Source organism: Psychrobacter sp. CoH-33_TS_01 (genome assembly GCF_058189395.1).
The window spans coordinates 1-26,923 of the sequence record NZ_JBVGQI010000008.1; the positions used below are offsets into that span (position 1 = coordinate 1).

Consider the following 26,923-nt stretch of genomic DNA (forward strand, 5'->3'; position numbering starts at 1 on the left):
ATAAAACACCAAATGCCTTATCAGCCTCAAGTCGCTCATATCGCCTCTTGATTCTGATTTGCTAAGATGGTATCTACGTACCATTTTAAAAAGAAGATTTGTATCTATATGAACTATGCAAGAACGTCCCCTCCTTTTAACTACGCGAGCACAGCTCTTGTCTTGCGTCAGGACAAAACAGTGCTTTGTTGTTACCTGACTCAGGGCTGGGGAGGATTTTTCTAATACTCTTCAAAACTAACTCTAGAACTTATAAAGCAAGCCTAAAGTCGTTTTAGAGTCAATACGTGAGTCGACCATAGGGCTATCGTATTGCTTATCCGAGAGATAATCGATGCTCTGACTGGCAAAGCCTGCCCACTTATCATTGAAGTCATACATGCCACTGACGTTGATATAAGGACTAACGCTTGAGCCAGGAGAGTAGCTTGGCAGACCGGTCTTCGTCGCTTCCTGATCGCTAATACCATAGTAATAGTCATTATAATCGCTGTCATTCCACTCAAGGCCGATACTTGGATAGACAGTGAGCTTGTCGGTGCTATATTTGGCCAGATAGGTCAAGCGAGCCACGCTACCATCGGTACGACCGGCGATATCAGTAGCGACTTGGGCGCGGAAGCCACCGATAGGAGTACGCTGTAGATAGCTTAGACCAGCCAGTCCCGTCCATTTACGTTCATCTAGACCCGCGAGTGCACCTTCAGCATCGTCTGGATCAAAGCTGTTGCCAGCGATTTGCGCAAAGCCATCCAATTGATGGGTGCCGTCATTAATGATATAGGCGCCAAAGGTGTTACCACGCGCATAGACTTTATTATTGTCATAAAACAGCCCTGGCAATACCGCAAACTCACTGCTATCGGTATCATAAGGGGACTGCTCATAGCGGACATTGACGCCCACGCTGAGCTCGGCATCCGGGTCAGCCGGTAAGTTATTATCAAACGGAGCAGCTTGCGCAGATACACTGGTCATCAGCAGGACCGTGCTACCTAATAGGGCGGTCGCTAAAGGCAAAGGGCGAAGTAAGGTAGTCATCAGCAAGTCTCGTATATAAAGGTGGGCAGGAGGCTAAATATAGCCTTAGTTGGCATTGATAAAATGGGTAAGATTATACTTTCGTTAAAGAGATATAGCGTTAGGCTTCCAATTGTTTTAAGTGTAGCGCTATCTGTTGATAAATGTCTAGCCAGCAGAAGTAAAAAGCGACCGTAACCGCTACGATGACTAGCCAAGGTAGTAACTGCCAAATGCCATTATTAGCGTTATGACCATTAGCCCCATGACCATTAGCCGAGACCGCAGCAGGAGAATACGGGGCGTTTGGCTGTACCGTAAGGCCTTGTTTACGATAGGCAAGAGCGATAGGTAAGGCCAGTAGGGCACCAGTGATAGCGCCTCCAATATGAGCCGCATTATCAATGCCAGGCACGGCAAATCCGTAAACTAAGTTAATCCCCATAATGAGGACTAAGCTACGTAGGTTTAGCATTAGGCCACCAACGGCCACTTTAAATAGCGCCCCTACTAATAAAGCCCCACCAATCCCCATAATCCCGCCGGAAGCCCCAGCTGAGAGTCCAGGCTGTGCCCCCTCATTAATTAGTGCATACCAAGTGACATAGTTATTTAATAGCGTGCCGCCGACCGCAGAGAGTAAGAATATGGCCAGAAATTTCGCATGACCAAACATAGGCTCAGCGACTTGCCCAAAGAAATACATGGCAAAGGTATTAAAGATTAGATGCATGAGCCCAATATGCAAAAACGCACTGGTAAGCAGTCGCCAAGGCTCATCAATCATAGTGAATGGCAAGGCATTGGCACCCCAATGAATCAAATCTTGCGAAGTAGGATTATTGGCATCTACCCCAGTGAAGAGCTGAATAAGATATAAGCCGACGAAGCTTATAAGCAATAGGGTGGTAATTGGGGCTTTTTTTAATAACGTTTGCAAAGTCATAGCTAGGGTAAGGCCTTATTTATAGTCAGTCGTGCTTATCGGGTTTGGTAGGCACTCATTTAATAAAAGGAGCTACTAATATAAGGCATTCATAGTATCCATGCCTATCAAAGTATTAGCTAAGCACGTGAGGGAGAAACTTTTAAATTTTCAAACGTTCCCCTCACCAAAATATCATCAGTTACTTTATTAATATTGGTATGGCCACAAAAAGCCATCGTAATATCGCATTCTTTATAGAGAATCTCTAGCGCACGGCGCACACCATCTTCCCCATACGCACCCAACCCATATAAAAATGAGCGTCCAATCATCGTGCCTTTAGCGCCAAGAGAGATGGCTTTCAACACATCTTGTCCTGAGCGCACGCCGCTATCGAGCCAAACTTCAATATTGCTATTTTCCGCATGGACGGCCTGTACGATATCAGATAAAGCCGCGATAGAGGAGAGCGCGCCATCCAATTGCCGACCGCCATGATTTGAGACTACTAGCGCATCGGCACCGCTACGAGCCGCTAAAATAGCGTCTTCTGGTTCCATGATGCCTTTGATGATGAGTTTGCCGCCCCACATGTCTTTAATACGTGCGACATCATCCCAGCTCAGACGAGGATCAAATTGCTCTTCGGTCCAAGCGGTCAAGGAAGACAAATCATCTACACCCTTTGCATGACCCACGATATTACCAAAGGTATGGCGACGGGTTTGCAGCATATTCATACACCATTGCGGTTTGGTCATCAGATTCAAAATATTAGCCAAGGTCGGGCGCGGTGGCGCTGACAGTCCATTCTTAATATCTTTATGACGTTGCCCCAATACCTGCAAATCCGCAGTTAATATCAAGGCCGAGCAGTTGGCAGCCTTAGCGCGTTTAATAAGGTTGGCCACATACTCATGATCGCGCATGACGTAAAGTTGAAACCAAAATGGGCGACTGGTATTTTCAGCCACATCTTCAATCGAGCAAATACTCATAGTGGATAAGGAAAAAGGAATACCAAATTTCTCAGCAGCTCGCGCGGCATGAATCTCACCATCTGCCCACATCATCCCAGTAAATCCAGTCGGCGCTATCGCCACTGGCATATGCGCCTCTTCACCAATCATTTTGGTGGCCAAACTACGGCCTTCCATATTGACTAGCACACGCTGGCGCAATTTAATGCGGTCAAAGTCCGTTTCATTATTACGGTAAGTCGTCTCTGTCCAGGACCCTGAGTCTACATAATCATAGAACATACGCGGTACTTTACGCTCAGCCACACGGCGCAAATCTTCAATTTCAGTAATTTTTTTCAGGTCTTTCATCGCATGTCCTTATGAGCCAGCTAGGGGGTAAGTGCTCAATTTCTTATTAAGTAAGGGGATTATTATTGGCAGTCCACTCAAGATTGGGTGCAGAGTCAACAGGATTGACTGTAGAGGGTACTGAGTTGGGGCTAGAGGTCGTACAAATTCAGAGCTAAAGCATTAATATAGTTATTAGTTTAATACGGGAAACGCTATTGTGCTGAGTAATCTTTGGCTATTTTTGTGCAACAGCAATTTTGACTTCCTTGATGCCTTAGCGGCGAGCGTAGTAGTGAGAGTGCATTGCTATGGGTTAAGGCTGGGTAGCCAACTGCTGCAAATCTAATATAGAAAAAGGATAGTTCAGCCGTGCCTTGGGGGTAAGTAGTACCGGAATTTCAGTAGCAAAGGCCGCCATGTCATCATCCGTTAGTCTAACAATATCTAATAGTTGATAAGAGATGGGAATGACAGTCTGCAATCGTTGAATCAGGCCTTCAGCCACATCACACAGATGACAGCCAGCCGTACCGAGTAACCACCAAGTATCCGCATCCAAATCAGGGCACTGCGCCGCCAACCGTTGTCGCCACTGCTCAGGATTCATTGGCGTCGTGGTTAAGGTGGCGGTCACTAATGGGGAGATAGTCATAAGGAATTAACCTATTGCAATGGATGAAACGGGAATAATGGCCAAGGCTTTGCGGTCAAAGCCAATCATTAAAGGCACTAACAAGGCTATAATACAGGTACTAATAAGACCATAAGCAGTAAAGTATTGGCATAGAATTTTTAAGAATTATCATTGATTATCCTCAATTTAAACTACGGACCATAGTGGTTAGCTAATGACACTAGGGGCAGGTTTGGGTAAGATAGCATACTTTATGGCGTCCACTAAACGCGCACACTGTGGATGCGCTGACGGCAGCTCGCTATGCCGCCCAGTATTTAATACCTTCTTTTCATTATATTAGGCAGTCGCTAATGTCAGCTTTGTTTAAATTTATTAAGCGCATACTTATCTCTCTCATGCTGCTATTCGTGGCCTACCAAATTTTGGTCATAGCTTTACTGGCGATGTGGAAGAGTCAACCGGTTGAAAACAGTATGTTTATGCTCGCGCATCGTATTGGCGGCGGTTCGGTCACGCAAGAGTGGGTAGACTATGACCAAATAGCCAAGCCCGTCAAGCAAGCGGCTATTGCTAGCGAGGATGCTAAGTTTATCAATCATGAAGGCTTTGATATGGAAGGTATCGAAGCGGCTAGGCAAAAGAATGAAGAGTCGGGTAAGGCAAGCGCAGGGGGCTCGACCATTACTCAGCAGTTGGCCAAAAATTTATTCTTAACCTCGCATCGCTCCTATGTCCGTAAAGGCGAAGAGGCCCTCATCACCGTGTTGCTCGAAAATATGTGGGACAAACAGCGTATTCTCGCCGTCTATCTCAATGTGGCAGAATTTGGTAATGGTATTTACGGCATTGAAGCGGCAGCTCAGCATTACTTTGATAAGCCGGCTAAAAAACTCAACCGTGATGAAGCAGCGCTATTAATTGCTATGTTACCGAACCCTAAATATTATGAAGAACATCAAGGCGCTAAACGTCTACGTAATAAGCAGCGTATCATCATGAGACGCATGAACAGTGCCGCCTTGCCAGCGCCACCAGCGGAGTAAGCGTCGGCCCCTTGGCTCTGACATAAAACAATCATATTAATACGCTATAATCGATTGAGGATTCAAAGCTTTAAGCAAAATATATGCAGGCGTCTCACTTTAAGGAATAGGCTTATATAAAGCCTATTGTTATTTTACTTAGTTGCACTTAGCGTTACCCGCCCATTAGGAAGCCATCATGACCGCCGTTCCCTCGACCTCTACTACAGACCAAACTACTAAAAATAACGCTACTAACAACGCTACTAAAAGCAACACGACGAAACTGGCCGCTAAAATTGCGGCTGCGAATGCCATGATTGAGGAGCCTATGGCCGCTCAAGATAATGGCAGTGATACTGCTAACGGCGGCGCGGCTTTAACGCAGATTGATTGGCAGCGTTTTGACGATGGCACTTACTCGGCCAACAGCTATATTCATCGCGACATCTCCTTACTGCATTTTCATTTACGCGTATTGGCACAAGCCAAAGACCCACGCCATCCTTTGCTAGAGCGTTTGTTCTTTTTGATTATTTTCTCATCAAACATGGATGAGTTTTTCGAGATTCGTGTGGCGGGTCTCATGCAAAAGTTAAATCATGCCGATGTGGCCAGTACCCCACACGGTATGCGCCCAAGCGAAGTGTTGCGCCTGATTGCCGGTATTACTCATGAGGCCATCGCTGAACAATATCGTATCTTAAACGAAGACGTCTTGCCCGAATTGGCCAAACGCGATATCCGCTATCTGAAGCGCGATGAGCTAGACGCTGCGCAATCTGCTTGGATGAAGCGTTACTTTATCGAGCAGGTCATGCCCGTACTGACCCCGATTAGTATTGATCCGGCGCATCCGTTCCCACGCTTGGTCAATAAAAGTCTCAACTTTATGGTGAGCTTAGAGGGCAAAGACGCCTTTGGTCGTGATATTAATTTAGCAGTCGTGCCAGCCCCGCGCAGTTTGCCACGCGTGATTCGCTTACCTGATGAGTTAACGGGCGGCAAAGAGCACCATGTCATGCTATCGGCTATCATCCATGAGCATGTGAATGAGCTGTTTCCCGGGATGACGGTGAAGGGGTGCCATCAGTTTAGACTGACCCGTAATGCCGATTTAAACCTAGCAGATGATGTTGAGGATATCGCTAAAGCCTTAGAAGGCGAGCTGGAAAACCGTCGTTTTGGCGATAAAGTACGCCTTGAGGTCACCACCAACTGCCCACAGAGCATCATCGACTTCCTATTAGAAGAGTTTGAGCTGCATGCCAACCAGCTCTATCGTGTGAATGGCCCGGTCAACCTGACCCGCTTACTGTTTGATTTTAATCTGCCCGGTCTACGCTACGAGTCTTTTACCCATATGGTGCCCAAAGCTTTCCGCCGCGAGTCTTTCGAAAAAGGCGAGAAATCAAGAAGCATGTTTACGGCCATGCGCCGTGGGGATGTGTTAGTGCATCACCCGTTCCATGCGTTCTCTCCAATTGTAAACCTGCTTTGGCAAGCGGCTAATGACCCTAAAGTCCTCGCTATTAAGCAGACGCTATATCGCTCTGGTACCAACTCTGAAATCGTACAAGCGCTAGCTGCTGCTGCCCGTAATGGTAAAGAAGTTACCGCCGTCATCGAGCTACGCGCTCGCTTTGATGAGGCGTCTAATATCGCCGTAGCGAACTTCCTGCAAGAGGCTGGCGTGGTCGTGGTCTATGGTATCGTCGGTTATAAAACCCATGCCAAGCTCATGCTCATTGTGCGCCGAGAAGATGAGTATATTCGCCGTTATGTGCATTTAGGGACGGGTAACTATCATGCGGGTAATGCCAAGGCCTATACCGATTACGGCTTATTTACAGCTGACCCCGATATCTCTGAAGATGTGCATAAAATCTTCCAAGAGCTGACCGGAATGGGCAAGCCGGCCAATTTGAAAAAGCTCTTACATGCGCCTTTTACCTTGCACGATCAGCTCATGGCGTTTATTGATGATGAGATTGCCAATGCTCAAGCGGGTAAAAAAGCGCATATCATTATCAAGGTCAATGCCCTAACTGAGCGTAAACTGATCGATAAACTTTATGATGCCTCGCAAGCCGGGGTAAAAATTGAGCTGATATTACGCTCGATGTGCTGTCTGCGCCCGCAAGTACCCGGACTGTCAGACAATATTACCGTGCGCTCAGTGATAGGTCGCTTTTTGGAGCATACCCGCGTCTACTATTTTTATAATGGGGGCGACGAGCGCTTATATTGTGGCAGCGCTGACTGGATGGACCGCAATCTATTCCATCGTGTTGAGGTGGCTTTCCCCATTGAAGATAAGAAATTATTCAAAAAGGTGTATGAGCAAGGTCTGATTAACTACTTGCAAGATAACGTGCAGGCTTGGGAGTTGGCAGGCAATGGACAGTGGCATCGTTGTCACCCTCAAGCAGGCGAGACCCCGCATATTGCTCAGGATTACTTATTAGCTACGATTAATGAAGTCAGTCTGCTCAATACAGAGAGTTAATATTGGTTATCTAGCATTGCACAGACAGCGCCTTAAATTGGGCGCTGTTTTTGTTTGTATGGGTTATTCATGCAAAATAAGCAGTACAAGCTTATAAGCCTAAAACTAATGATTTATAAGCAATTGAAATTACGTGTGCTAACTAGCTAAAAATCTAGATTTATTGGGTCATATGATGTAGTGGTTATCTTATCGACTAAAAATTCGACTACGCAATGCGGGCAAGTCTGGTTACAAAGCGAGCAGGGTTATCACAATTTTTCACATTTGGATACGCGTGACCACTGGCAACATACCGTAGATTATTATAATTTTGAACCTAGCAGAGTTAATAACATTCAATAACTAAAATAATCTAGGACATACCATTATGAGTAATAATCAACCTAATAATCCAGACCAGTCTCAAGTAAAGCAAGCCATTGATAATGCTGATGCCGAGCAAATTTCAGAAAACTTAGATACGAGCAATGTTGATAAAGCTGAAGAAGCTGAGAGCCTGACAGAAGAGCAGAAGACTCCTTTTATTGATGACTCCGTGCGTACGGATAAATAAGCGTTATATCTATTTATTTCACCTCTAGTTATTCGACATCTATTTATTCAATATCTGTAAGGACATGTTATGAACGACAAAAAAGTAATCATTGATGACGAGCGTCAAGTTGTTGTTGAAGAGTCAGCAGAGCAGGTCTCTACGACGCCAGAAATTCCAACAGATGAAAACCCAAAAGACAGCTTTGAAGGCCGCAAGCATCAGCCTGATATTGATGGCCCTATGCAGGACTCACAAGAGACTGATGAAATTTATTCAGACCCGCGTAAGCAGGAAGACTTACCACCAGGTGGCAAAAATGTCGCTGACCTAAATGCCTATGATTTGAGCCAAAAAGGCAATGAAATCTAAGCTGCTATTCTAACGATCTATGATTTTGACTAATGAATAGTCATTTTTAAAATTAGATAGTAACCCCTAAAATAATGAACAATAAGGTGAATACGATGGAAACCAATGACCCGCATTTAAGTAAAACCCCTATAGAGCCTGCCATCAATCGTAGTGAGCCTGTCGAAGCCAATCATATCGCAGATGCTTCACTGGATGACACGGTTCTAACTGATAGAGTAGCAGAAGATGCTCGTTTAGCGGCAGAGACTTCAGTCAATAAAGGGACGGAAACTTTTGATGATAATCTAGTCGGTACGGAGCACGTAAACGAAGGCGATATGCCTGCTCGTCAGCCTGACCGTCGTGATCAAGAGGGTGATGCTTTCGATGATGGCGTAAACGACAAAACTACTGCGCATGCTAGCCCGCATAACCCTAAAAGTGATGAGATTAATGACCTAAACCGCTATGCCAGTGTCGATAATGCGCAAACTCGAGTATTAAATACTACTGATCAAGAAAAGTAGGCTAGAGCCTACTGCCATTTGCTCTCTATATTTATCATTTTTTAAGGAAATATTATGTCGATAAATGATTCACAACCTGACCAAGATAAAATAGCAGATTATAAATTAAGAGATGCAGATGATACCAATGGGGTCGTGCCAGAGGATGCGTTACAGAATGCCAATCCTGCTGCTGCGGCAGAGTTAGTGCCCGATCAAGATCCGCATCATGTCGCCAAAGACCATACCCAATACAATACAGACGTTACCAAAGACTGAGAGGGATTGAGCCGAGTTGGGTAGGTATAGTTAGCTAGTTAGATATAAGTCATAGCTTAGTATAAATAATTAATCTCAGTAAGAGGCTTAGAGGCGCTTTTACTGAGATTTTTTTATGGCTAGAAGTCAGCAGCTAGAGTCTTTATAACTAGGCTGGCACGCCACTATGAAAACGTACTTCAGGATCAGGGCTAGTAATCAGCTCAGCCTCTACTGCTTTGAATAGCGCAATACGCTGATCTATATCCTCGGCAGGATCTTTAGCCGTCATTTCACGAGCTAAGGCCAAATAGTCTTCAAAATGTCGGCTTTCTGATTTGAGCAGGTAGCGATAATATCGAGCCAAACGCTCATCTTGTATTTGCTCCGCTAAGGCCGCAAAACGCTCACAAGAACGCGCCTCTATAAAGGCCCCAATGATTAGCACATCAGCCATGGCAGCAGGCTCATAAGAGCGCTTATGTTTCAGCATGCCCTTAGCATAGCGTCCCGCAGATAGGTGCTGCCAAGTTTGACCGCGCTCATGCATCAGTTTAATCACTTGCTCATAATGCAGCATCTCCTCACGAATCAGCTGCGCCAATTTACACTGTAGATTATAGGCAAACTCATAACGAAAGATGATATTCATAGCCGTACCCGCAGCCTTTTTTTCACAATTGGCATGGTCTTGGATAATCGTCGGCAAGTTCGCTAGCGCAGCATCAACCCAAGCCTGAGACGTTCTAGCACCCAAAAAATTATAGATGGGGGTCAAATCTACTGTGGATGAGGCTGTAGTAGGGGTAATATCATCAGACTGTGTCAATGTGTCGGCAAGGGGTAACTCAGCATTTTCGAGCATAACCTCAGTATTCATAGTAATCACTTATCACTTATCACTTAACAGGAAACTCGCAAGGAGTTAGGAAGCCAATATAGGGCGTTCTTTAAAGGCAAATTAAAGGAAAGTTAAACGCAAAAATTTTATGCCGCTATTGTAGCAAACAAGCTGAAGCCTAGCCTAATCTCGTAGTAATCCTTTAAGTTTCTATAAGCTTACCCATAAGTCATGATATATTTTTCGTAAAAATATGCGCTGCAACCCTGTAAATAATTGGGACATCACATTTATTGAGTCCTACTATTTATTAGCTAAATACCCCTGCCTTGTTAATTTCCTACTTTGATAGTACGATAACAATTGTGACAGCGAAAGAGGGCTAAGACAGTGGTGCTATCTGCACGCTTATTTACAGTCCGCTATCATGATTTGGTCCACCAATAGTCATCACTCAATAGGCACTTTAAAGCCAATATGCCTCTTAAAGCCGACAACGCCTTAATAGCGTGCTAGGGTAGTGGTGAGTTATTATCCCCTAAAAAAAAGACATGCCTAGACCGTCTTTAGCCTACATTAGGCTTCTAATGCTACGGGTTGAGGCGAGTTGTCATAGCTTATGTCTATGTTCATATAAAAAGCGGTTGAATTTAAAACCTTAACTGCCTTATGCTAAAACTCAACTTTACAACCTGCTAATCAGCGGTTACCCGCTAGTGTTTATAAAGGCTCAGTCTTGCTACTGGTCTACTAAGCTCACTAGGAACGCCGCTTGTGTTCCTATCTCACAGTTCTTACTCTTTTCATCGTACTTTATTTTATTACTCTGACAATAAGGATAGCAATATGACCCAGTCTCAAAATCAGGCACAACAGCAGTCAACAGATAATGCCAATCGGGTACAAAAAGGCGCGCTTGCCATTGATAAGCAGCTTTATGACTTTATTGAAAATGAAGTACTGCCGCGCGTTGATGTGACCTCAGACAGCTATTGGACCGGCTTTGAAAAGGTCGTCAAAGACCTGATGCCACGCAATAAGGCGCTATTGGCAAAGCGTACGGATTTACAAGAGCAAATTAACCAATGGCATTTGGATAACCCTGCGCAAGATGGTCAGATTGACTATCCTAAATATAAGCAGTTTTTGACCGATATCGGCTATCTGCTACCTGAAGGTGATGATTTCACCGTGACTACAGAAAATGTGGATGCTGAGATTGCCAGTATTCCAGGACCGCAGTTGGTAGTGCCTGTACGTAATGCTCGTTATGCGCTAAACGCTGCAAATGCGCGTTGGGGCAGCTTGTACGATGCCTTATACGGCACCGATATGATTGATGATGCTGACGGTAAAGACAAAGGCAGCAGCTACAATCCTAAGCGTGGTGCTGAAGTCGTGGCTTATGCCAAAGCTTTCTTAGATGAGCACTTTGCTTTACAACAAGGCTCGTATAACGATGCGACGGGTTTTGCAGTAGAAGAAGGCAAGCTGGTTGTTTCCCAAGGCGATAGCAAAACCGAACTAAAAGACGCGGCTAAGTTTGCGGGTTATGTGGGCGACGCTGCTGCACCAACGGGTATCTTGCTGAAGAATAATAACTTGCATGCTGAGATTCAAATCGATGCCAACCATCCGGTAGGTCAAGACGATCCTGCGAATATCAAAGATGTGTTGCTTGAGTCGGCGATCACGGCTATTCAGGATTGTGAAGATTCCGTCGCTGCAGTAGATGCTGAAGAAAAAGTAGAAGTATATCGCAACTGGTTTGGCCTAATGAATGGTGATCTTTCTGAAACCTTTATGAAAGGCGGTAAAGAGCGTACGCGTAAACTGAATCCAGACCGCGAATACACCACGCCAGATGGCGGCAAATTAGTGCTACCAGGTCGCTCGTTATTGCTCATTCGTAACGTCGGTCACCTAATGCAAAACCCAGCAATTTTAGTAGATTTGGGAGAAGGTCAAGAAGAGATCTTCGAAGGTATCATGGACGCTCTTATTACTTCGTTACTCACGTTAAATGATATCAAAGGCAACAATGAGCTGTCTAACTCACGCAAAGGCTCAATGTACATCGTGAAGCCGAAGATGCATGGCCCTGAAGAGGTGAAATTTGCAGTAGACCTATTCTCAGCGGCTGAAGACTTGCTAAACATTCCTCGTAATACTTTAAAAATCGGTATTATGGATGAAGAACGCCGTATGACGGTCAACCTAAAAGAAGCGATTCGTCAGGCCAAAGAGCGTGTTATCTTTATTAATACAGGCTTCTTAGACCGTACTGGCGATGAGATGCACACCAGTATGAATGCCGGTCCTTTTGTGCGTAAAGGCGATATGAAGTCACAAGTGTGGCAGCCTGCCTATGAGCAGTGGAACGTGGATATCGGTCTTGAGACGGGTCTACAAGGCCATGCGCAGATTGGTAAAGGCATGTGGGCCAAGCCTGATGAGATGAAAGAAATGATGGCGACCAAAGCGGGTCATCCACAAGCGGGCGCGACTACGGCTTGGGTACCTTCACCTACTGGGGCTACCTTGCACAGCATCCATTACCATCAAGTCAACGTGAATGAAGTGCAAAATGAGCTGAAATCGCGTAAACGGGCCAGCCTTGATGACATCATCACCATTCCATTAGCCAAAGACACTAACTGGACGGACGAAGAAAAGCGTCAAGAAGTTGAGAATAATGCGCAGGGTATCTTGGGCTATGTCGTACGCTGGGTAGATCATGGCGTTGGCTGCTCAAAAGTGCCGGACATCAACGATGTAGGCTTGATGGAAGACCGTGCCACCCTACGTATCTCTAGTCAGCACATTGCCAACTGGTTGCACCATGGCATCGTGACAGAAGAGCAAGTTATGGACGCTATGAAGCGTATGGCCAAAGTCGTCGATGAGCAAAACGTTGGTGATGCTAGCTACCAGCCTATGGCAGCTGACTTCAAGGGCTCTGTAGCCTTCCAAGCAGCGTGTGACTTGGTCTTTAAAGGTCGTGAGCAACCTAGTGGCTATACTGAGCCGTTATTGCATCAAGCACGTCTAAATCTAAAGGCTAAAGCTTGCTAATTTAAAATAAATAAAGACTAATACAGTAGGGGTCGTAGCCATAGTTACGACCCCTATTTTATGGCCTGTAGGTTCTCTCAGCTGTAGCTATTTACTGGTCAATCATAAAGTTAAGGTAGGTTGCCGAAAACCAATAGTGCAGTTTCAGATGAAGAATTGCACACAAAATGGTATGAAAAAATGATTGCCATCCAGTTATTGATGGCGTTGTTAGCGACTAATTTTATTCACTGTTTGTTAAGTAATGGTTTTTATTTGCCAGATTAAAAAGCATTTTTTTACTCTGCTAATGGGTTCGATGAGCTGTGAAGCCTATGCCTATTGATGGTCAATAATCTATCGTTGAATCTGCGAAAATAAAAGTACTAGGACGATTAAAAAAAGTGTTGCAAATTATGTCAAAGTTGTTATGCTTATATCCGAAGTACGAGTTTAGTAACGGATGTTACGGCACTATTATGTAACTTACATAAGCTGATTATCATAGGTTGGACGACCAATCTTAGAGCAGAGTATGACGGTTTCATGAAAATGTAACAAAAGTTTGCTATACTTTTACACCTTACCTTGGTAACGAGTCTATCATTACTTTTTGAGGATTCGACGAGTTATCATCTTGGGCGTTAGCTTGCTAGGGCAGCCCGTTAATAAAATTGTTAAGTGGAGATATTCCCCATGAAAAAACTACTTTTAGCATCAGCCGTTGCTGCTCTATCTGTTTCTGCTGCTAACGCGGCTCCTACTGTTTACGGTAAAGCTTTCGTAGCTGCTGACTATGTAAATGCTGAGTTTGATACAAGCGCAGCTGGCGTTAACTACGACGAAGATACTGTAGAAATCAACTCTCATGCTTCACGTATTGGTCTTAAAGGCTCTGAAGCTATGACCGCTAACACTGATGTTATCTATCAGTTAGAGTACGGCACTAGCGTTGATGGCGACAAAAATGGTTTCACTAACCGTGACACGTTCCTTGGTGTGGTTAACAAGCAATTCGGTGAGTTCCGTGTTGGTAAAAACCAATCAAGCCTAGCTAGAATTGACAACGTTGTTGTAAACCAAGGTTACTGGGATAACCTAGGTACTACTCAGAACGAAAACGAAGTTGTTGATGCGCTAAACATGGCGGATAGTAACCGTATTCCAAGCTCAATCATCTGGACTGCGCCTAAATACAATGGTATGCCATTACAACTGTCTGCAATGTATAGCTCTGATGATGCTAACGGCAATGACAACGCAGGTTTTGGTGTAGCAGCAATGTTTGATCAAGGCACAGGCTTCACAGCTGGTCTTGCTTATGACAAAGATCAAAACATCGCTGGTGATATCATCCGTGGTACCGCTACTGTAGACCTAGGCAAATACATGGCTGCTCCTGTAATGCTTGGCGCTCTATACCAAGTAGCTGACTATGATGGTGGTGCTGAAAAAGAGAAAGGTCTAGTTGTAAGTGCTGAAATGGGTCTAACTAACTTTGCTCGTCCTGCGTCTGTATACGCTCAGTACAACAACACTACTAACCTAAACGGTTTTGGTGATGCTGATTCAAATCAGATCGTAGTTGGCGGTAAATACATGTATAAAGACAATATCATTGCTCATCTTTATGCTGGTATGAACAAAGCTGACGATGTTGCCTATCGCTATAATACTGGTATAAAAGATACTAATGGTGATGATGTTTACGCACCTGCAATGGGCGATGCTGAAGTATTCGTAGTTGGTACTGGTCTAGAATACAAATTCTAATCTAACCATTAGAATCTAGTACTAAAAAATCCATCCCTCGGGGTGGATTTTTTTATGATAACTATTTTTCCTAGGTTAATAGTGCGTAGGCTCTGTTAATTTGAAGGGATTTTTAGTAGAATCCCCTTTTACCACTACCGTGTTTTGATGCCATGATGACTAGTAACGAAATAATTAACAACGACCCAACGACCAAATCACTGACCAACCCTAAGTTTATCTTCGTAACAGGTGGTGTGGTTTCCTCTTTAGGCAAGGGTATTACCGCAGCCTCGCTAGCGGCCATCTTAGAGGCCCGTGGCCTAAAAGTCACTATGACTAAGATGGACCCGTATATCAACGTTGATCCAGGGACCATGAGCCCTTTTCAACACGGCGAAGTGTTCGTCACCGAAGACGGCGCTGAGACTGACTTAGATTTAGGCTACTACGAGCGGTTCTTACGCCACTCTAAAATGAGTAAAACCAATAACTTCACTAGCGGCCGTATTTACCAGACGGTATTGAATAAAGAGCGTCGTGGTGATTATCTTGGTGGTACCGTACAGGTGATTCCGCACATCACTGATGAGATCAAGCATCGCATCAGAGCTAGTGGTGAAGGTTATGACATCGCTATCATTGAGATTGGTGGCACCGTAGGTGATATCGAATCACTTCCCTTTATGGAAGCTGTGCGTCAGATGAAGGTCGAGCTTGGCCATCGCAATGCAATGTTAATGCATTTGACCCTAGTACCTTATATCTCTAGTGCCGGTGAGACTAAGACCAAGCCAACCCAGCATTCGGTCAAAGAATTACGCTCAATTGGTCTGCAGCCAGATATCCTAATCTGCCGCTCAGAGCATCCCATCTCAGAAGATAATCGCCGTAAAATCGCCCTATTCACAAACGTGGAAGAGCGCGCCGTCGTCATGTGCCAAGATGCGCAAAGCATTTATCAGATTCCGCGCACGCTATATGAGCAAGACTTGGACGATATCATTTGTGAGCGTTTTGGTTTAGACGTTCCGGAAGCTGATTTATCCGATTGGGATAATGTGGTTGATGCTTTGCTGAACGCTGATGGTGAAATTACCGTCGCTATCGTTGGTAAATATGTCGAGCTGCCTGATGCTTATAAGTCTATTAACGAAGCCTTGCTACATGCCGGTATCATTTATAAAAAGCACATCAATATCGATTATGTAGATGCTGAAACTTTAGGCGACTATAGCGATGACGCTGTGGTAGAACGTTTAAGCCAAGCCAATGCTATATTAGTGCCTGGTGGGTTTGGCGAGCGCGGTACTATGGGTAAGATGAAAGCTATTACCTATGCGCGTACGCAACAAGTCCCTTATTTAGGCATCTGCTTAGGCATGCAACTGGCGGTAATCGAATACGCCCGTAACGTCCTAAAGCTTGAAGCCAACTCTTCAGAGTTTGACCGTAAGACGGCAGAGCCTATCATCGGTCTCATCACTGAGTGGTTGGATGAAAAGGGTGAGCTACAGATTCGTAGTGATGATTCAGACCTAGGTGGCACTATGCGTTTAGGCGCACAGCAAGCTGAATTGGTTGAAGACTCTAAACTGCGTAAGATTTATGGCGCTAGCACGATTACTGAGCGTCATCGTCACCGCTATGAGATGAACAACCGTTACATCGAGCCTTTAGAGTCTGCTGGTATGAAAATCTCTGGCTACTCTGCCAAGCAGCATTTGGTAGAATCGGTTGAGATTCCAGAGCATCCTTGGTTTGTCGCTGTGCAGTTCCACCCGGAATTCACTAGTGCGCCACGTGGCGGCCACCCGCTATTTGCTAGCTTTATCAAAGCTGCTATTAGTCAGCAAGAGCAGAAGGCTTAATCATTATAGCTAGCTAGTGACTAGCATTAGTCATTAAGTAGGGTTGGCTAAGTCAAGTTGCCCTTTTGATAAAAGAGACCAATATTAATATTGGTCTTTTTTTATCTGCGCATTTTAACAGCGGCCTTATATTCCGTTACAATAGAGGGCACTATTCAGCGTATGATAGTCTCTATAACCTATTTAGGGTCAAACAGACCCCACTAATCTAATAAAAAATAAGGACCTCCATGAGCGAATTAACTACTGCGCAGTCGCATCTACAGTTAGGTGATATCCGGATTGGCAATGATCAACCTTTTGTATTATTTGGTGGCATGAACGTCTTAGAGTCGCAAGAAATGGCGTTTGAAATTGCCGAAAGCTATATCGAGATTTGTCAGCGTTTAGATATCGGTTATGTGTTTAAGGCGAGTTTTGATAAGGCCAACCGCTCAAGCTTGCATTCGTTCCGTGGGCCTGGCTTAGAAAAAGGCATTCAATGGCTGGCTGATATTAAAGAAAAATATAATGTGCCTATTATCACGGACGTGCATGAGCCGTATCAAGCCGCGCCCGTCGCTGAAGTAGCTGATATTATTCAGCTGCCTGCTTTTTTAAGCCGGCAAACTGACTTAGTACAAGCTATGGCAAAGACGGATGCCATTATCAATATCAAAAAAGCGCAGTTTTTAGCCCCGCATGAAATGCGCCATATTATGAATAAGTGCTTAGAGGCCGGTAATGATAAGATTATCTTGTGCGAGCGTGGTACAGCGTTTGGGTATAACAACCTAGTGGTGGATATGCTAGGATTCGATACCATGAAGCAAATGGATGTGCCGGTATTCTTTGATGTGACCCATAGCTTACAGCAGCCGGGTGGCCGTAGTGATAGTGCAGGTGGCCGCCGTGAGCAGATTACTACTCTAGCCCGTGCCGGGATGGCAACGGGTTTGGCTGGACTGTTTTTAGAAGCGCATCCTGAACCTGAAAAGGCCAAATGCGATGGTCCGTGTGCTTTAAGACTTAGCCAATTAGAAGCCTTCCTCAAGCAGCTTAAGCAGATTGATACTTTGGTTAAAGGTTTTGAGACTTTAGATACCCATTAATCTATTTGACACTCTTACTCTTTATTCTCACACTCTATTGGAGTCCCTATAATGGCTACCCAAATAGCGCAAGTTAGCATCAAAAATATAGACGATACAGCAGGCCTAGAAGAGGTGATGGTGGCGCTTAAAAACATCGATGGTGTGACGGCTATAGAGCTGCATCCTGATACCGATGTGGCGCTGGTCCGCTATGAAGATACGGAGACGTCGATACATGCCTTAACCGCTGCTATCAGTACGGTTGATTATGTGACCCAGCCTTTTCCTGTAGATGCCCCGCAAAACCCTAATAACGACTTATAATTTATAATAATTTTCAAGTAGGCTGCGAGTCGACAGTGTTTGTGTCAGACTGTGGTTAAAGTATTTATTAAAAAATAGCCTACTTAGCAACACTTATGACGACAACCCATAAATACACTAAGGAAAAATATTATGACTATGCAAACTCGCCTTATCAACGTCGATGGTATGACCTGTAATAACTGCGTACAAAGCGTGCATACGGTCGTTAGCAAACTAGCGGGCGTAGAGACACTTTCAGTGAACCTAGAAGATAAATTGGCCACAGTGACTTTTGATGATGCGCAAGTAAGCGCTGAGCAAATCGCTGCAACCATTGAAGACGCAGGTTTTGATGCTACCGTGGCTAATGCTTAGCTTTGGCCATAGCTGTTATTGATTAGTAGCTATAATTTGTTAGATAAATAGGCGCTTCTTTAGAGGCGTCTATCGTTATGGCTAAGTTTCTAATAGCTAAGTCCTTAATAGCTAAGCCCTTAAGTATTTCCCTCGCAATTAGACCGTCTATTATCTATTCCATCTTTTTCAAAAATGAGCATTATCATGTCATTGTCTACTCCTGTTACCTCTACCGATACCACTGCAAAGCAAGCAGAGCCTGCTAAACTTGCCCATTTGCAGTTGGCAGTAGACGGTATGTCTTGCCAAGCCTGTGCCACCCGCATCGAAAAGGTTTTGAATAAAAAACCAGCCATCACGCAAGCCAGTGTCAATTTTGCCGCAGAGACGTTAAATGTAGATTATGACAGTACGCAAACCAGTGCCGATGAAGTGATTGCTTGGGTAGCGAAGACGGGCTTTGAAGCCAATGTGAAAGAGAGCCAAGCCCTTGGGGCCGTAGCGGAGGAGACACCGACCGAACTGCCTTGGCGATTACTGGCTATTTGGCTATGTTTAATCCCGTTTTTAGTCGGTATGGCCGGCATGATGGTTGGGCAAGGGATGGCTTGGATGCCACCAGTGTGGTTACAGTTTATCCTCGCCACCATCGTGCAATTTGGCCTGGCTTGGCCTTTTTATAAGAGTGCCTGGGCCTCCATCAAGGGCGGCGTCGCCAATATGGATGTGCTGGTCGTGTTGGGCACAGTTACCATTTGGGCGTACTCAACCTATGCTTGGCTAATCTTAGGCGGTGGTCTAGAGATGTTGCAAAGTCTCGCGGCTGGGGCTGCCCCCATGGCGATACCAATGACCCATGACTCGCATATTTACTTTGAAGCCGGGGTGATGGTCATTGCTTTTGTCCGTTTGGGTAAGTATTTAGAAGCCCGTACCAAAAAGCACAGCTTAAACAGCATTGACCTTTTATTATCCTTAACGCCAAGCGATGTTGAAAAACAACAAGCCGATGGTAGTTTTGTCACAGCGGCCTTATCTGAAGTCGTGGTGGGGGATCAACTGCGGGCTAAGCAGGGCAGCCGTATTGCCACCGATGGAGTGGTTATCGCCGGCTCAGGTTGGTGTGTTGAGAGCCACTTAACCGGTGAGTCGGTACCGCTAAAAAAACAAGACGGTGACGGGGTGCTCGCAGGCGCCTTGGTGGATAATGGCAGTTTGGTTTATCGAGTGACTGCCACAGGAGCGCAAACGCAGCTGGGCGATATGGTGCAAGCGCTGAGCGATGCCCAAGGCTCAAAAGCTAATTTAGCCCGTCTAGCCGATAAGGTTACGGCTATCTTTGTCCCTGTGGTCGTTGCGATTGCCTTGGTGACTTTGGGACTGACATGGTGGCTTACGGGCAATCTTGAAACAGCGATTATGCATGCAGTAGCGGTTTTAGTCATCGCTTGTCCTTGTGCCTTAGGGTTAGCAACGCCAGCAGCCATTATGGCGGGTATGGGCGTAGCAGCACGGCATGGGGTTTGGTTTAAAGATGCGCAGAGCTTAGAGGCGGCGGGCAATATCGATACCGTCGTGGTGGATAAGACAGGGACGCTTACAGTAGGCCGTCCCGTATTAGTAGATCAGGTAGTCGTTGATAACACTATTAATATTCAAGACGTCTTACAACTGGCCGCCAGTGTCGAAGCCCATGCTAGCCATCCTTTAGCGACTGCGCTAGTCAATGCGGCTCATGCGCAAGGCTTAGAATTGCTGGATGTTAGCGATATTAATGTCGTCCAAGGGCAGGGCATCTCTGCACAGATTGCAGGCTTAGGCACTATCAAGGTCGGTACGCCTGATTTTGCCTCTTTAACCTTGCCTAAGCACATGCCTAAAGTGTGGCAAATTGCGAGTAGCGTCGCGGTCAGTGTGAATGGCTCGCCATTGGGAGCTTTTGCGCTAGCCGATGATTTAAAAAATGAGGCCAAGCAAACCATTGATGCCTTACGGGCAGACAATATTAACGTGATTTTGATGAGTGGCGATAAAATGTCGGTCGTCAATCATGTGGCTGGCGAGTTAGGCATCACTGAAGCTTATGCGCATCTGAGCCCGCGCGACAAAGCGGAGAAGATAGCCTCCTTACAAGGGGCAGGGCATAAGGTGGCCATGGTCGGCGATGGCGTCAATGATGCCCCCGCTATGGCGACGGCCGATGCCAGTTTTGCTATGTTTGAAGGCACGGATGTGGCACAACACAGCGCTTCCGCTAGGCTAATGGGCAGCTCGCTAATGCATGTGGATGCGGCACAAAAAATTGCCCATGCAACTGTGAAAAATATTAAGCAGAATCTGTTTTTTGCCTTTATTTATAATTGTATTGGTATTCCGCTAGCGGCCTTTGGTTTTCTGAATCCGATGCTGGCCGCGGCTGCCATGGCACTCAGCTCCATTTCCGTATTAATGAATGCGATGCGTTTAACCCGTTATCAGACCAGTGTTGGTAGTCAAGAAGTGACTGTGACGCCTATCGATTATGATAAGCCCGTATCATCGGAAGATGCGACGATTTAACGCAGCGGCTATCTAAATAAGTGATTTGACGAATACACTTGAAGAAGTGACTTGGAGAAACGAGTCGAACAAGAATGTTAAAGGCGTTCGTGCGGGTAACGCTGCTAAATTATGGGCAAGTTATGTTATTATGAGCGCTATGCTTATAGTTGGCGATTGTGCTCTAACTGAGTGGTTTTTTTAAGCTTATTTTATGGTTTATGAAGATGGACTGCCCATAAGCGTTCCTTTATGACTCACAGCCCTAATAGCTATTAACATCCTTAATAACTATCAACAGCCCTGAGCTGATAAGTAGTAGTTCTGAGCGCTAGCAAGTATTGTTATGGACAGTCACAGCGACTGCCTAAGTATTGAGCGTAATTCATGTTGGGTTAACCCCGTATCATGACGACAAGCTCTGCAAAAAAGATCCGCTTGGCTTATCGGCCAATTGATCGTGGTTTCATGTATTTTATCTATATATATTCTATCTAAATGTTTGGAGACATTATGTACGCTGAAGATACCAAGAACGTCAGTGAAATCAAAGATATTCTAGCTAGAGAGATTCTAGACTCGCGTGGCAACCCTACGATTGAAGCTGATGTTATCTTAGCGGATGGTACGCTAGGACGTGCTGCTGCCCCTAGTGGCGCTTCCACGGGCTCTCGTGAAGCTTTAGAGCTGCGTGATGGCGATCAGACTCGCTACATGGGCAAAGGCGTAAAAAAGGCAGTGGCTAATGTGAACAGCCAGATTCGTGCCGCTCTAGTTGATACTGATGTGACCGAACAGCAAAAGATTGATGACATCTTGATTGCGTTAGATGGCACTGAAAATAAAGGCAATTTAGGCGCAAATGCCATGCTAGCGGTATCGTTAGCAGCTTCTAAAGCAGCGGCTCTATCACAAGGCTTACCGCTACATCAGTACATCGCCAATCTACGGGGTCAGACCTCATTGACTATGCCTGTGCCGATGATGAACATCTTAAATGGTGGTGAGCACGCGGATAACACCGTCGATATCCAAGAGTTTATGATTGAGCCAGTCGGCTTTAGCAGCTTTTCTGATGCGCTACGTGCGGGTACAGAAGTCTTCCATAGCTTAAAATCAGTCCTAAAGTCACAAGGCTTAAGCACTTCTGTTGGTGATGAAGGTGGCTTTGCCCCTAACTTACGTAGCAATGAAGAAGCCATTACCGTCATTATGTCGGCTATCGAACAAGTCGGTTATACGCCAGGTAAAGACATCTACTTAGCGCTAGATTGTGCTGCCAGTGAGTTCTATAAAAACGGTCAATATATCTTAGCGGGCGAAGGCAATAAAGCTTTTGATAGCCAAGGGTTTTCAGACTACCTAGTCGGCCTAGCCAATCAATATCCTATCATCTCAATCGAAGATGGTCTGGATGAGTCAGATTGGGAAGGTTGGGCTTATTTAACCCAGCAAATCGGTGATAAAGTGCAGTTGGTAGGCGATGATTTATTCGTGACCAACCCAGCTATCTTACAAGAAGGCATCGATAAGAAAATCGCTAATGCTATCTTGATTAAGTTTAACCAGATTGGTACGCTTTCTGAGACCTTAGATGCTATCTATATGGCGAAGAAAAACGGTTATGCTACGGTTATCTCACATCGTTCAGGTGAGACGGAAGACAGTACTATTGCTGATTTGGCCGTAGGGACAGCTGCAGGTCAGATTAAAACGGGCTCGCTATGCCGTTCAGACCGCGTAGCTAAGTACAACCAACTGCTTCGTATTGAGCAGCAAGTGCGTGCCAGCTATCGCGGTCCACAAGAATTCATCGGTCTACGTGGCGAGTAATTACCATGAAATACTTTAGCCAGTTTATGTTGTTTATTGTCGCTGTGGCCGTATTCTTAGGGCTGCAGTATCAGTATTGGCTAGGGGAAAATGGGCATGCCCAGTATGAAGCTTTACTGAGTGAGATTGCTGAACAGCAGCAAATTAATGACAATCAGGTCGCTGATAATAATATCTTGCGCGCAGATGTTCGCGATTTGAAGACGGGTTTAGAAGCCGTCGAGGAGCATGCGCGTTTAGACTTAGGTCTGATAAAAGCGGATGAGACCTTTGTGCAGCTCTCTACTGCTCCGACCGCGACTCGTTCAGCAGCAGCGACTGCCAATTAGAGCTAGGTTTTTACTAAAGTGCTAGTTTATTAGTAATAGGTCATTAAGCTTTAGCGCTGCACACTTAAGTAAAGTAGACCGTAACGGCAGTTAGAATTAGATTCTGACTGCCGTTTTTACTTTATAAACTTATCAATTGCACGGTATTAAACTGAAATACAGTAAGTATAACTACAGGATAAATAAAAACAGTGCTTATGACTCATAACCAAAGTAACGCTGCCAAAGCAGCCGCACAGCTTAAAGATAATTCTAAGACAGTAGGAAGTGCTGATATAGCTATTCATGCGTTAATAGTAGCGGCGGGGAAGGGCAGTCGCTTCGGCTCTGACTTACCTAAACAATATACTCAATTGGGCACACAGACCTTACTGCAGCACTCGGTAGCCCGCTTGGCCAGCTGCTCTGATATTCATGAGTGTCTTATTGTGATTGCCGCTGATGATAAGCAGGCGCAGCAACTGGACTATGCGATACCCGTAAATTTTGCGATAGGCGGAGCTGAGCGTTGGCAATCGGTGCAAGCAGGCGTGCAGTCGTTACTCGACGCTGGAGGTGGTGCCGATGAGCTGGTGGTAATTCATGATGCCGCTAGACCGGCAGTCCCTCGTAAAGACATAGATGCTGTTATTAAGGCGGCCAGCACCGAACCCTATGGGGCCATTTTAGCCTGCCCAGTGACGGATACTTTAAAAGCGCAACAGCCAGAGGTTAATGACAACAATAGCGGCGCTTATATCGCCAATACCGTCAGTCGAGATGGGTTATGGCAAGCGCAAACCCCACAAGTATTCCGCTTAGCAGCTTTACGCGAGGTCTTAGCGTACGTGGCAGCGCACAACCTAGCTATTACGGATGAAGCCAGTGCATTTGAAGCCTTATCCTTACCCGTTAAGTTGGTAGCCGGCAGTCGTGAAAATTTGAAATTGACCTATCCCGAAGACCATAACTTGTTATTAGCAATTTTAGCTATGGACTCGCAAGATGCAATAGAGCGATAAGCCATCATATAAAATAAGAAAACTTGCAGAAACTATTGAAAAATTGTTTGCTTTAACTGCGAATAGCGCATAAGATGATAACTTATCGCTTTAGATACACTATCTATACGAAATAACATATCAAACAAACATTAGCTGTTTATAATCTTTCTTGTTGTGGCAGTAGCGTTATTAATAATGCGCCCAATAAAAATAATTCAATAATATTCATACTTCCATTTCTTAGTTATTCCCGTAGGTCCTTTTCAAGCATAAAGGTTTTTTATAGGCCTCTAAGCTTTCATTACCGCACATGCCGGCAGGCAAATATCGAATGATCAAGTTAGCGCTTGATAGTGAAGAGACCCTGAAAGTTCCCTTAGCTTATAAAGCTATAAATTATCAGACTGCTGATTAAGGGAAGCACACATTCGTGCACTTAGCCTCTTTACTACATTTTATAATCAGTTATCGCTAATTCTGCCCTGTGTGTTGTACGCGTTAATATTTGGTTGAGCAGTAGCCTTTCTTATAAGCCATTCATAGCTAGTCGCTGTCTTATTAATGGCAGTGATATGGATATAAAAGCTGCTGCACCAACCAATTTTGCAATGTTGTCATGACATTGCGTTAGGAGAAACAACTTGGTATCGATCACCGCACCCGCTATAGCGCAGCCAGAAGAGCTATACAGTATGGTATACATTAGCCGGATTACTTCTGCTGGCATGATGGCCGCAGGTACTTTAAATGACATTGCCGCTACTGCTAGCGCTAATAACCAACAGAATAATATTACGGGTGTGCTGTGCTACGGCAACGGCTACTTTTTTCAATGTTTAGAAGGTAGTGAAGAGGCCCTAACTCATCTTAAAAATGAACTGGTATTAGATAATCGTCATAAAGACATGCAAGTCTTACATTTTGATCGATTATCAGAGCGGGCATTTGCGGGCTGGTCTTTACAATCTTTAGTATTAGAAAATTGGTTGGTCAATAAGTCACAGATGAAAAAACTGCTGCCTTTTCGTCCAGACCGCTGGAGAGGCAAGGATTGGGAAATGTTTTTGGAGGTATTGAAAGACCATCTAGATCAGCATGAGCAGGATCAGACGCCGCCCATTCAATACAATACCTTAGGCTTTACCGTGACCCGTCTGTTTAGCGATCATCAAGCCTTCTTTATGGTACAAGCCATATTGGGTGCCCTAGTGCTGATAACGGTCACTTCTCTGATGTTCAGTAGCTTCTAGAGCAGTAATACAGAGTCGTTCAATGATTAGGGTCATAAGATAGGGTGCGATGGGCAGCTTTTGCTAGTGTCCATCTTAAATAGAGCAGCTATGTTAATTTTTAGACAAAAAAAAGCCAAATTCAATGAATTTGGCTTTTTTAGTGTTACTCAGTTATTTTAGTAGCGATAGTCACTATTAACAATAACTGCGTCCCGAGGTATGTGGCGTCCCCAGGGGGATTCGAACCCCCGTTACCGCCGTGAAAGGGCGGTGTCCTAGGCCTCTAGACGATGGGGACTAGTACAACTAACTTCGACTGCTTTCACCATTAATGTCGAAGTGGTGCGTATTCTAAGGCTAAAGTTATGGTGAGTCAAGCTTTTTTATCAAACTTTTTTAAATTTAATGGTATTGGCTTGAGGGCACACGAAGCACCGGTCTCAAACTGCTTTAAATGATGACGAATCCAAAGGGAAGTGATGATGCTAATAGTCACGGCTAATAGCATATAACCGCCGATGGTGGACCAGAGTATATGATGTGGCTGCATGATAAATTCCTTTTTATCCGGCTCACATATAGAGCACCTTGCCTCTATATATAAGGCTAAGCAGCAAGTATCTAAGTTGCATTGCAAGGATAGTCAGGAATGTCATCATGAAATTTTGAGTAATCGCATCAGGATCGATGAGTAGTGCGGCCGATATACTGCAAATTTAACATAACAGCATGGGAAGGCGATGGGACTAACTAAAAACTAGAGGAAAGGGACTAAAAAATCGCCGTCGTATTAATATCCTTAGCAATGTGGTTATCGCAACTATAAAGGTCAAATAGTCGGTTACTGAGCTATTCCCCTAATAGAACGATACCAAGACGCTGCCTATGGTTTGTCGTTGTCTTCTAACTCTACTGGTATTTGCTCAACATGTAAAGCATTAGGTAGCATAGGATAATTGTTTAAAATGTGGCAAAACAGCTCAGCGGTCTTTTGCGTGTCATACAGGGCAGAGTGGGCATCATTGCCATCAAACTCTAATCCTGCGGCTTTGCACGCCCGCGCTAATACCGTTTGGCCAAAAGCTAGCGCTGAAAGGGTTACGGTATCGAATACGGAAAAGGCATGAAAAGGGCTGTGATTTTTGCTATTGGTGCGTTCGATAGCGGCATTGAGAAAAGCTAAGTCAAAATGCGCGTTATGACCTACCAAGACGCATTGGCGGCACTCATGCTCCCGGCGCACTTCCTTTAAAGTTTTAAAGATACGGCGCATAGCGACTTTCTCTTCTTCGGCAATAGCTTTGCGCATAGGGTTGCTGGGGTCAATACCGGTAAAGGCTAATGCGCGTGGCTCAAGATTAGCGCCCTCGAAAGGCTCAATATGCGAATTGACGGCTTCGCCCGGGTAGAAGTGACCTGTCTCATCCAATAAGATAGGAATACAGGCAATTTCTAATAAGGCATCGGTCTGGGCATTAAAACCAGCAGTCTCGACATCGACTACCACAGGCATAAACTTACGAAAGCGTTCGCTGAGCTTTAACTTAGTTTCGCTCTCAGTCACGTCATTGGTAGCGTTTGCAGTAGTGGCGTCAGTCACGGGAGTCACAGTATTTTCTGCTGGCGGCATTGGGGTATCAGGTGCATTCATACAAGGCATCAGTTCAGTTAA

The 26,923-nt window shown here is 45.0% G+C and carries 24 protein-coding genes and 1 tRNA gene; 17 read left to right on the forward strand and 8 right to left on the reverse strand.

All coding sequences use genetic code 11. From position 1 onward, the window contains the following. Positions 1 to 243: 243 nt before the first annotated feature. From ACZ2XM_RS11900 to ACZ2XM_RS11915, 4 genes are all read right to left on the reverse strand, one after another. Positions 244 to 1,041 carry a MipA/OmpV family protein gene (locus ACZ2XM_RS11900; protein WP_490589078.1) on the reverse strand — a complete coding sequence of 266 codons (798 nt, stop codon included), beginning with the start codon at positions 1,039 to 1,041 and terminating at the stop codon, positions 244 to 246. A gap of 100 nt (positions 1,042 to 1,141) precedes the next feature. Continuing rightward, the gene (locus ACZ2XM_RS11905) at positions 1,142 to 1,966 is read right to left on the reverse strand and encodes a rhomboid family intramembrane serine protease (protein ID WP_490589077.1); all 825 of its coding nucleotides are present in this window, start codon (positions 1,964 to 1,966) and stop codon (positions 1,142 to 1,144) included. A 119-nt stretch (positions 1,967 to 2,085) separates the two neighbouring features. Next, positions 2,086 to 3,279: an alpha-hydroxy acid oxidase gene (locus ACZ2XM_RS11910; protein ID WP_490589076.1), complete on the reverse strand. Its 1,194-nt coding sequence runs from the start codon at positions 3,277 to 3,279 to the stop codon at positions 2,086 to 2,088. Positions 3,280 to 3,574: 295 nt separating this feature from the next. Beyond that, positions 3,575 to 3,913: a glutaredoxin family protein gene (locus ACZ2XM_RS11915; protein ID WP_490589075.1), complete on the reverse strand. Its 339-nt coding sequence runs from the start codon at positions 3,911 to 3,913 to the stop codon at positions 3,575 to 3,577. A 335-nt stretch (positions 3,914 to 4,248) separates the two neighbouring features. On the opposite strand from ACZ2XM_RS11915, the gene mtgA reads away from it, so the two are divergent. The 6 genes from mtgA (at position 4,249) to ACZ2XM_RS11945 (ending at position 9,103) form a co-directional block, all read left to right on the forward strand. Continuing rightward, the gene (mtgA, locus tag ACZ2XM_RS11920) at positions 4,249 to 4,941 is read left to right on the forward strand and encodes a monofunctional biosynthetic peptidoglycan transglycosylase (protein WP_490589074.1); all 693 of its coding nucleotides are present in this window, start codon (positions 4,249 to 4,251) and stop codon (positions 4,939 to 4,941) included. 310 nt (positions 4,942 to 5,251) lie between these two features. Further along, complete coding sequence (ppk1, locus tag ACZ2XM_RS11925) at positions 5,252 to 7,429, forward strand: polyphosphate kinase 1 (protein WP_490589089.1); 2,178 nt, start codon at positions 5,252 to 5,254, stop codon at positions 7,427 to 7,429. Positions 7,430 to 7,799: 370 nt separating this feature from the next. Next, positions 7,800 to 7,985: a hypothetical protein gene (locus ACZ2XM_RS11930; protein WP_490589073.1), complete on the forward strand. Its 186-nt coding sequence runs from the start codon at positions 7,800 to 7,802 to the stop codon at positions 7,983 to 7,985. 69 nt (positions 7,986 to 8,054) lie between these two features. Next, on the forward strand, positions 8,055 to 8,336 hold the full coding sequence (locus ACZ2XM_RS11935; protein WP_490589072.1) for a hypothetical protein: 282 nt from the start codon (positions 8,055 to 8,057) through the stop codon (positions 8,334 to 8,336). 95 nt (positions 8,337 to 8,431) lie between these two features. After that, positions 8,432 to 8,845 carry a hypothetical protein gene (locus ACZ2XM_RS11940; RefSeq protein ID WP_490589071.1) on the forward strand — a complete coding sequence of 138 codons (414 nt, stop codon included), beginning with the start codon at positions 8,432 to 8,434 and terminating at the stop codon, positions 8,843 to 8,845. Positions 8,846 to 8,899: 54 nt separating this feature from the next. Further along, positions 8,900 to 9,103, forward strand: a complete 204-nt coding sequence (locus ACZ2XM_RS11945) for a hypothetical protein (protein ID WP_490589070.1) — start codon at positions 8,900 to 8,902, stop codon at positions 9,101 to 9,103. 148 nt (positions 9,104 to 9,251) lie between these two features. Here ACZ2XM_RS11945 and ACZ2XM_RS11950 read toward each other — a convergent pair whose 3' ends face one another. After that, the gene (locus ACZ2XM_RS11950) at positions 9,252 to 9,947 is read right to left on the reverse strand and encodes a MiaE family protein (protein WP_490589088.1); all 696 of its coding nucleotides are present in this window, start codon (positions 9,945 to 9,947) and stop codon (positions 9,252 to 9,254) included. A gap of 822 nt (positions 9,948 to 10,769) precedes the next feature. Between ACZ2XM_RS11950 and ACZ2XM_RS11955 the strand changes: the two genes are divergently transcribed. The 11 genes from ACZ2XM_RS11955 to ACZ2XM_RS12005 all read left to right on the forward strand — a co-directional run bounded on the left by ACZ2XM_RS11955 (position 10,770) and on the right by ACZ2XM_RS12005 (position 25,269). Further along, positions 10,770 to 12,998 carry a malate synthase G gene (locus ACZ2XM_RS11955; RefSeq protein WP_490589069.1) on the forward strand — a complete coding sequence of 743 codons (2,229 nt, stop codon included), beginning with the start codon at positions 10,770 to 10,772 and terminating at the stop codon, positions 12,996 to 12,998. 675 nt (positions 12,999 to 13,673) lie between these two features. Continuing rightward, complete coding sequence (locus ACZ2XM_RS11960; RefSeq protein ID WP_490589068.1) at positions 13,674 to 14,750, forward strand: porin; 1,077 nt, start codon at positions 13,674 to 13,676, stop codon at positions 14,748 to 14,750. Between the two features lie 155 nt (positions 14,751 to 14,905). After that, on the forward strand, positions 14,906 to 16,600 hold the full coding sequence (gene pyrG / locus ACZ2XM_RS11965; RefSeq protein WP_490589067.1) for a CTP synthase: 1,695 nt from the start codon (positions 14,906 to 14,908) through the stop codon (positions 16,598 to 16,600). Positions 16,601 to 16,830: 230 nt separating this feature from the next. After that, entirely contained in the window at positions 16,831 to 17,691 is an 861-nt protein-coding gene (kdsA, locus tag ACZ2XM_RS11970; RefSeq protein ID WP_490589066.1) for a 3-deoxy-8-phosphooctulonate synthase, read from the forward strand. 51 nt (positions 17,692 to 17,742) lie between these two features. Further along, entirely contained in the window at positions 17,743 to 17,997 is a 255-nt protein-coding gene (locus ACZ2XM_RS11975) for an RNA-binding protein (RefSeq protein ID WP_490589065.1), read from the forward strand. A 132-nt stretch (positions 17,998 to 18,129) separates the two neighbouring features. Further along, positions 18,130 to 18,354, forward strand: coding sequence for a heavy-metal-associated domain-containing protein (locus ACZ2XM_RS11980; protein ID WP_490589064.1), 225 nt, complete (start codon positions 18,130 to 18,132; stop codon positions 18,352 to 18,354). Positions 18,355 to 18,633: 279 nt separating this feature from the next. Further along, on the forward strand, positions 18,634 to 20,895 hold the full coding sequence (locus ACZ2XM_RS11985) for a heavy metal translocating P-type ATPase (RefSeq protein WP_490589087.1): 2,262 nt from the start codon (positions 18,634 to 18,636) through the stop codon (positions 20,893 to 20,895). A gap of 492 nt (positions 20,896 to 21,387) precedes the next feature. Then, positions 21,388 to 22,707, forward strand: coding sequence for a phosphopyruvate hydratase (gene eno, locus ACZ2XM_RS11990; protein ID WP_490589063.1), 1,320 nt, complete (start codon positions 21,388 to 21,390; stop codon positions 22,705 to 22,707). Between the two features lie 5 nt (positions 22,708 to 22,712). Then, the gene (locus ACZ2XM_RS11995) at positions 22,713 to 23,036 is read left to right on the forward strand and encodes an FtsB family cell division protein (protein WP_490589062.1); all 324 of its coding nucleotides are present in this window, start codon (positions 22,713 to 22,715) and stop codon (positions 23,034 to 23,036) included. Positions 23,037 to 23,233: 197 nt separating this feature from the next. Next, positions 23,234 to 24,037: a 2-C-methyl-D-erythritol 4-phosphate cytidylyltransferase gene (ispD, locus tag ACZ2XM_RS12000; protein WP_490589061.1), complete on the forward strand. Its 804-nt coding sequence runs from the start codon at positions 23,234 to 23,236 to the stop codon at positions 24,035 to 24,037. A 623-nt stretch (positions 24,038 to 24,660) separates the two neighbouring features. Continuing rightward, positions 24,661 to 25,269: a BLUF domain-containing protein gene (locus ACZ2XM_RS12005; RefSeq protein ID WP_490589060.1), complete on the forward strand. Its 609-nt coding sequence runs from the start codon at positions 24,661 to 24,663 to the stop codon at positions 25,267 to 25,269. 204 nt (positions 25,270 to 25,473) lie between these two features. Here ACZ2XM_RS12005 and ACZ2XM_RS12010 read toward each other — a convergent pair. The 3 genes from ACZ2XM_RS12010 to rnt form a co-directional block, all read right to left on the reverse strand. Further along, positions 25,474 to 25,549, reverse strand: a tRNA-Glu gene (locus ACZ2XM_RS12010). A gap of 75 nt (positions 25,550 to 25,624) precedes the next feature. Then, positions 25,625 to 25,801, reverse strand: coding sequence for a hypothetical protein (locus tag ACZ2XM_RS12015; protein ID WP_201499108.1), 177 nt, complete (start codon positions 25,799 to 25,801; stop codon positions 25,625 to 25,627). Positions 25,802 to 26,134: 333 nt separating this feature from the next. Beyond that, complete coding sequence (rnt, locus tag ACZ2XM_RS12020) at positions 26,135 to 26,902, reverse strand: ribonuclease T (protein ID WP_490589059.1); 768 nt, start codon at positions 26,900 to 26,902, stop codon at positions 26,135 to 26,137. Positions 26,903 to 26,923 lie beyond the last annotated feature (21 nt).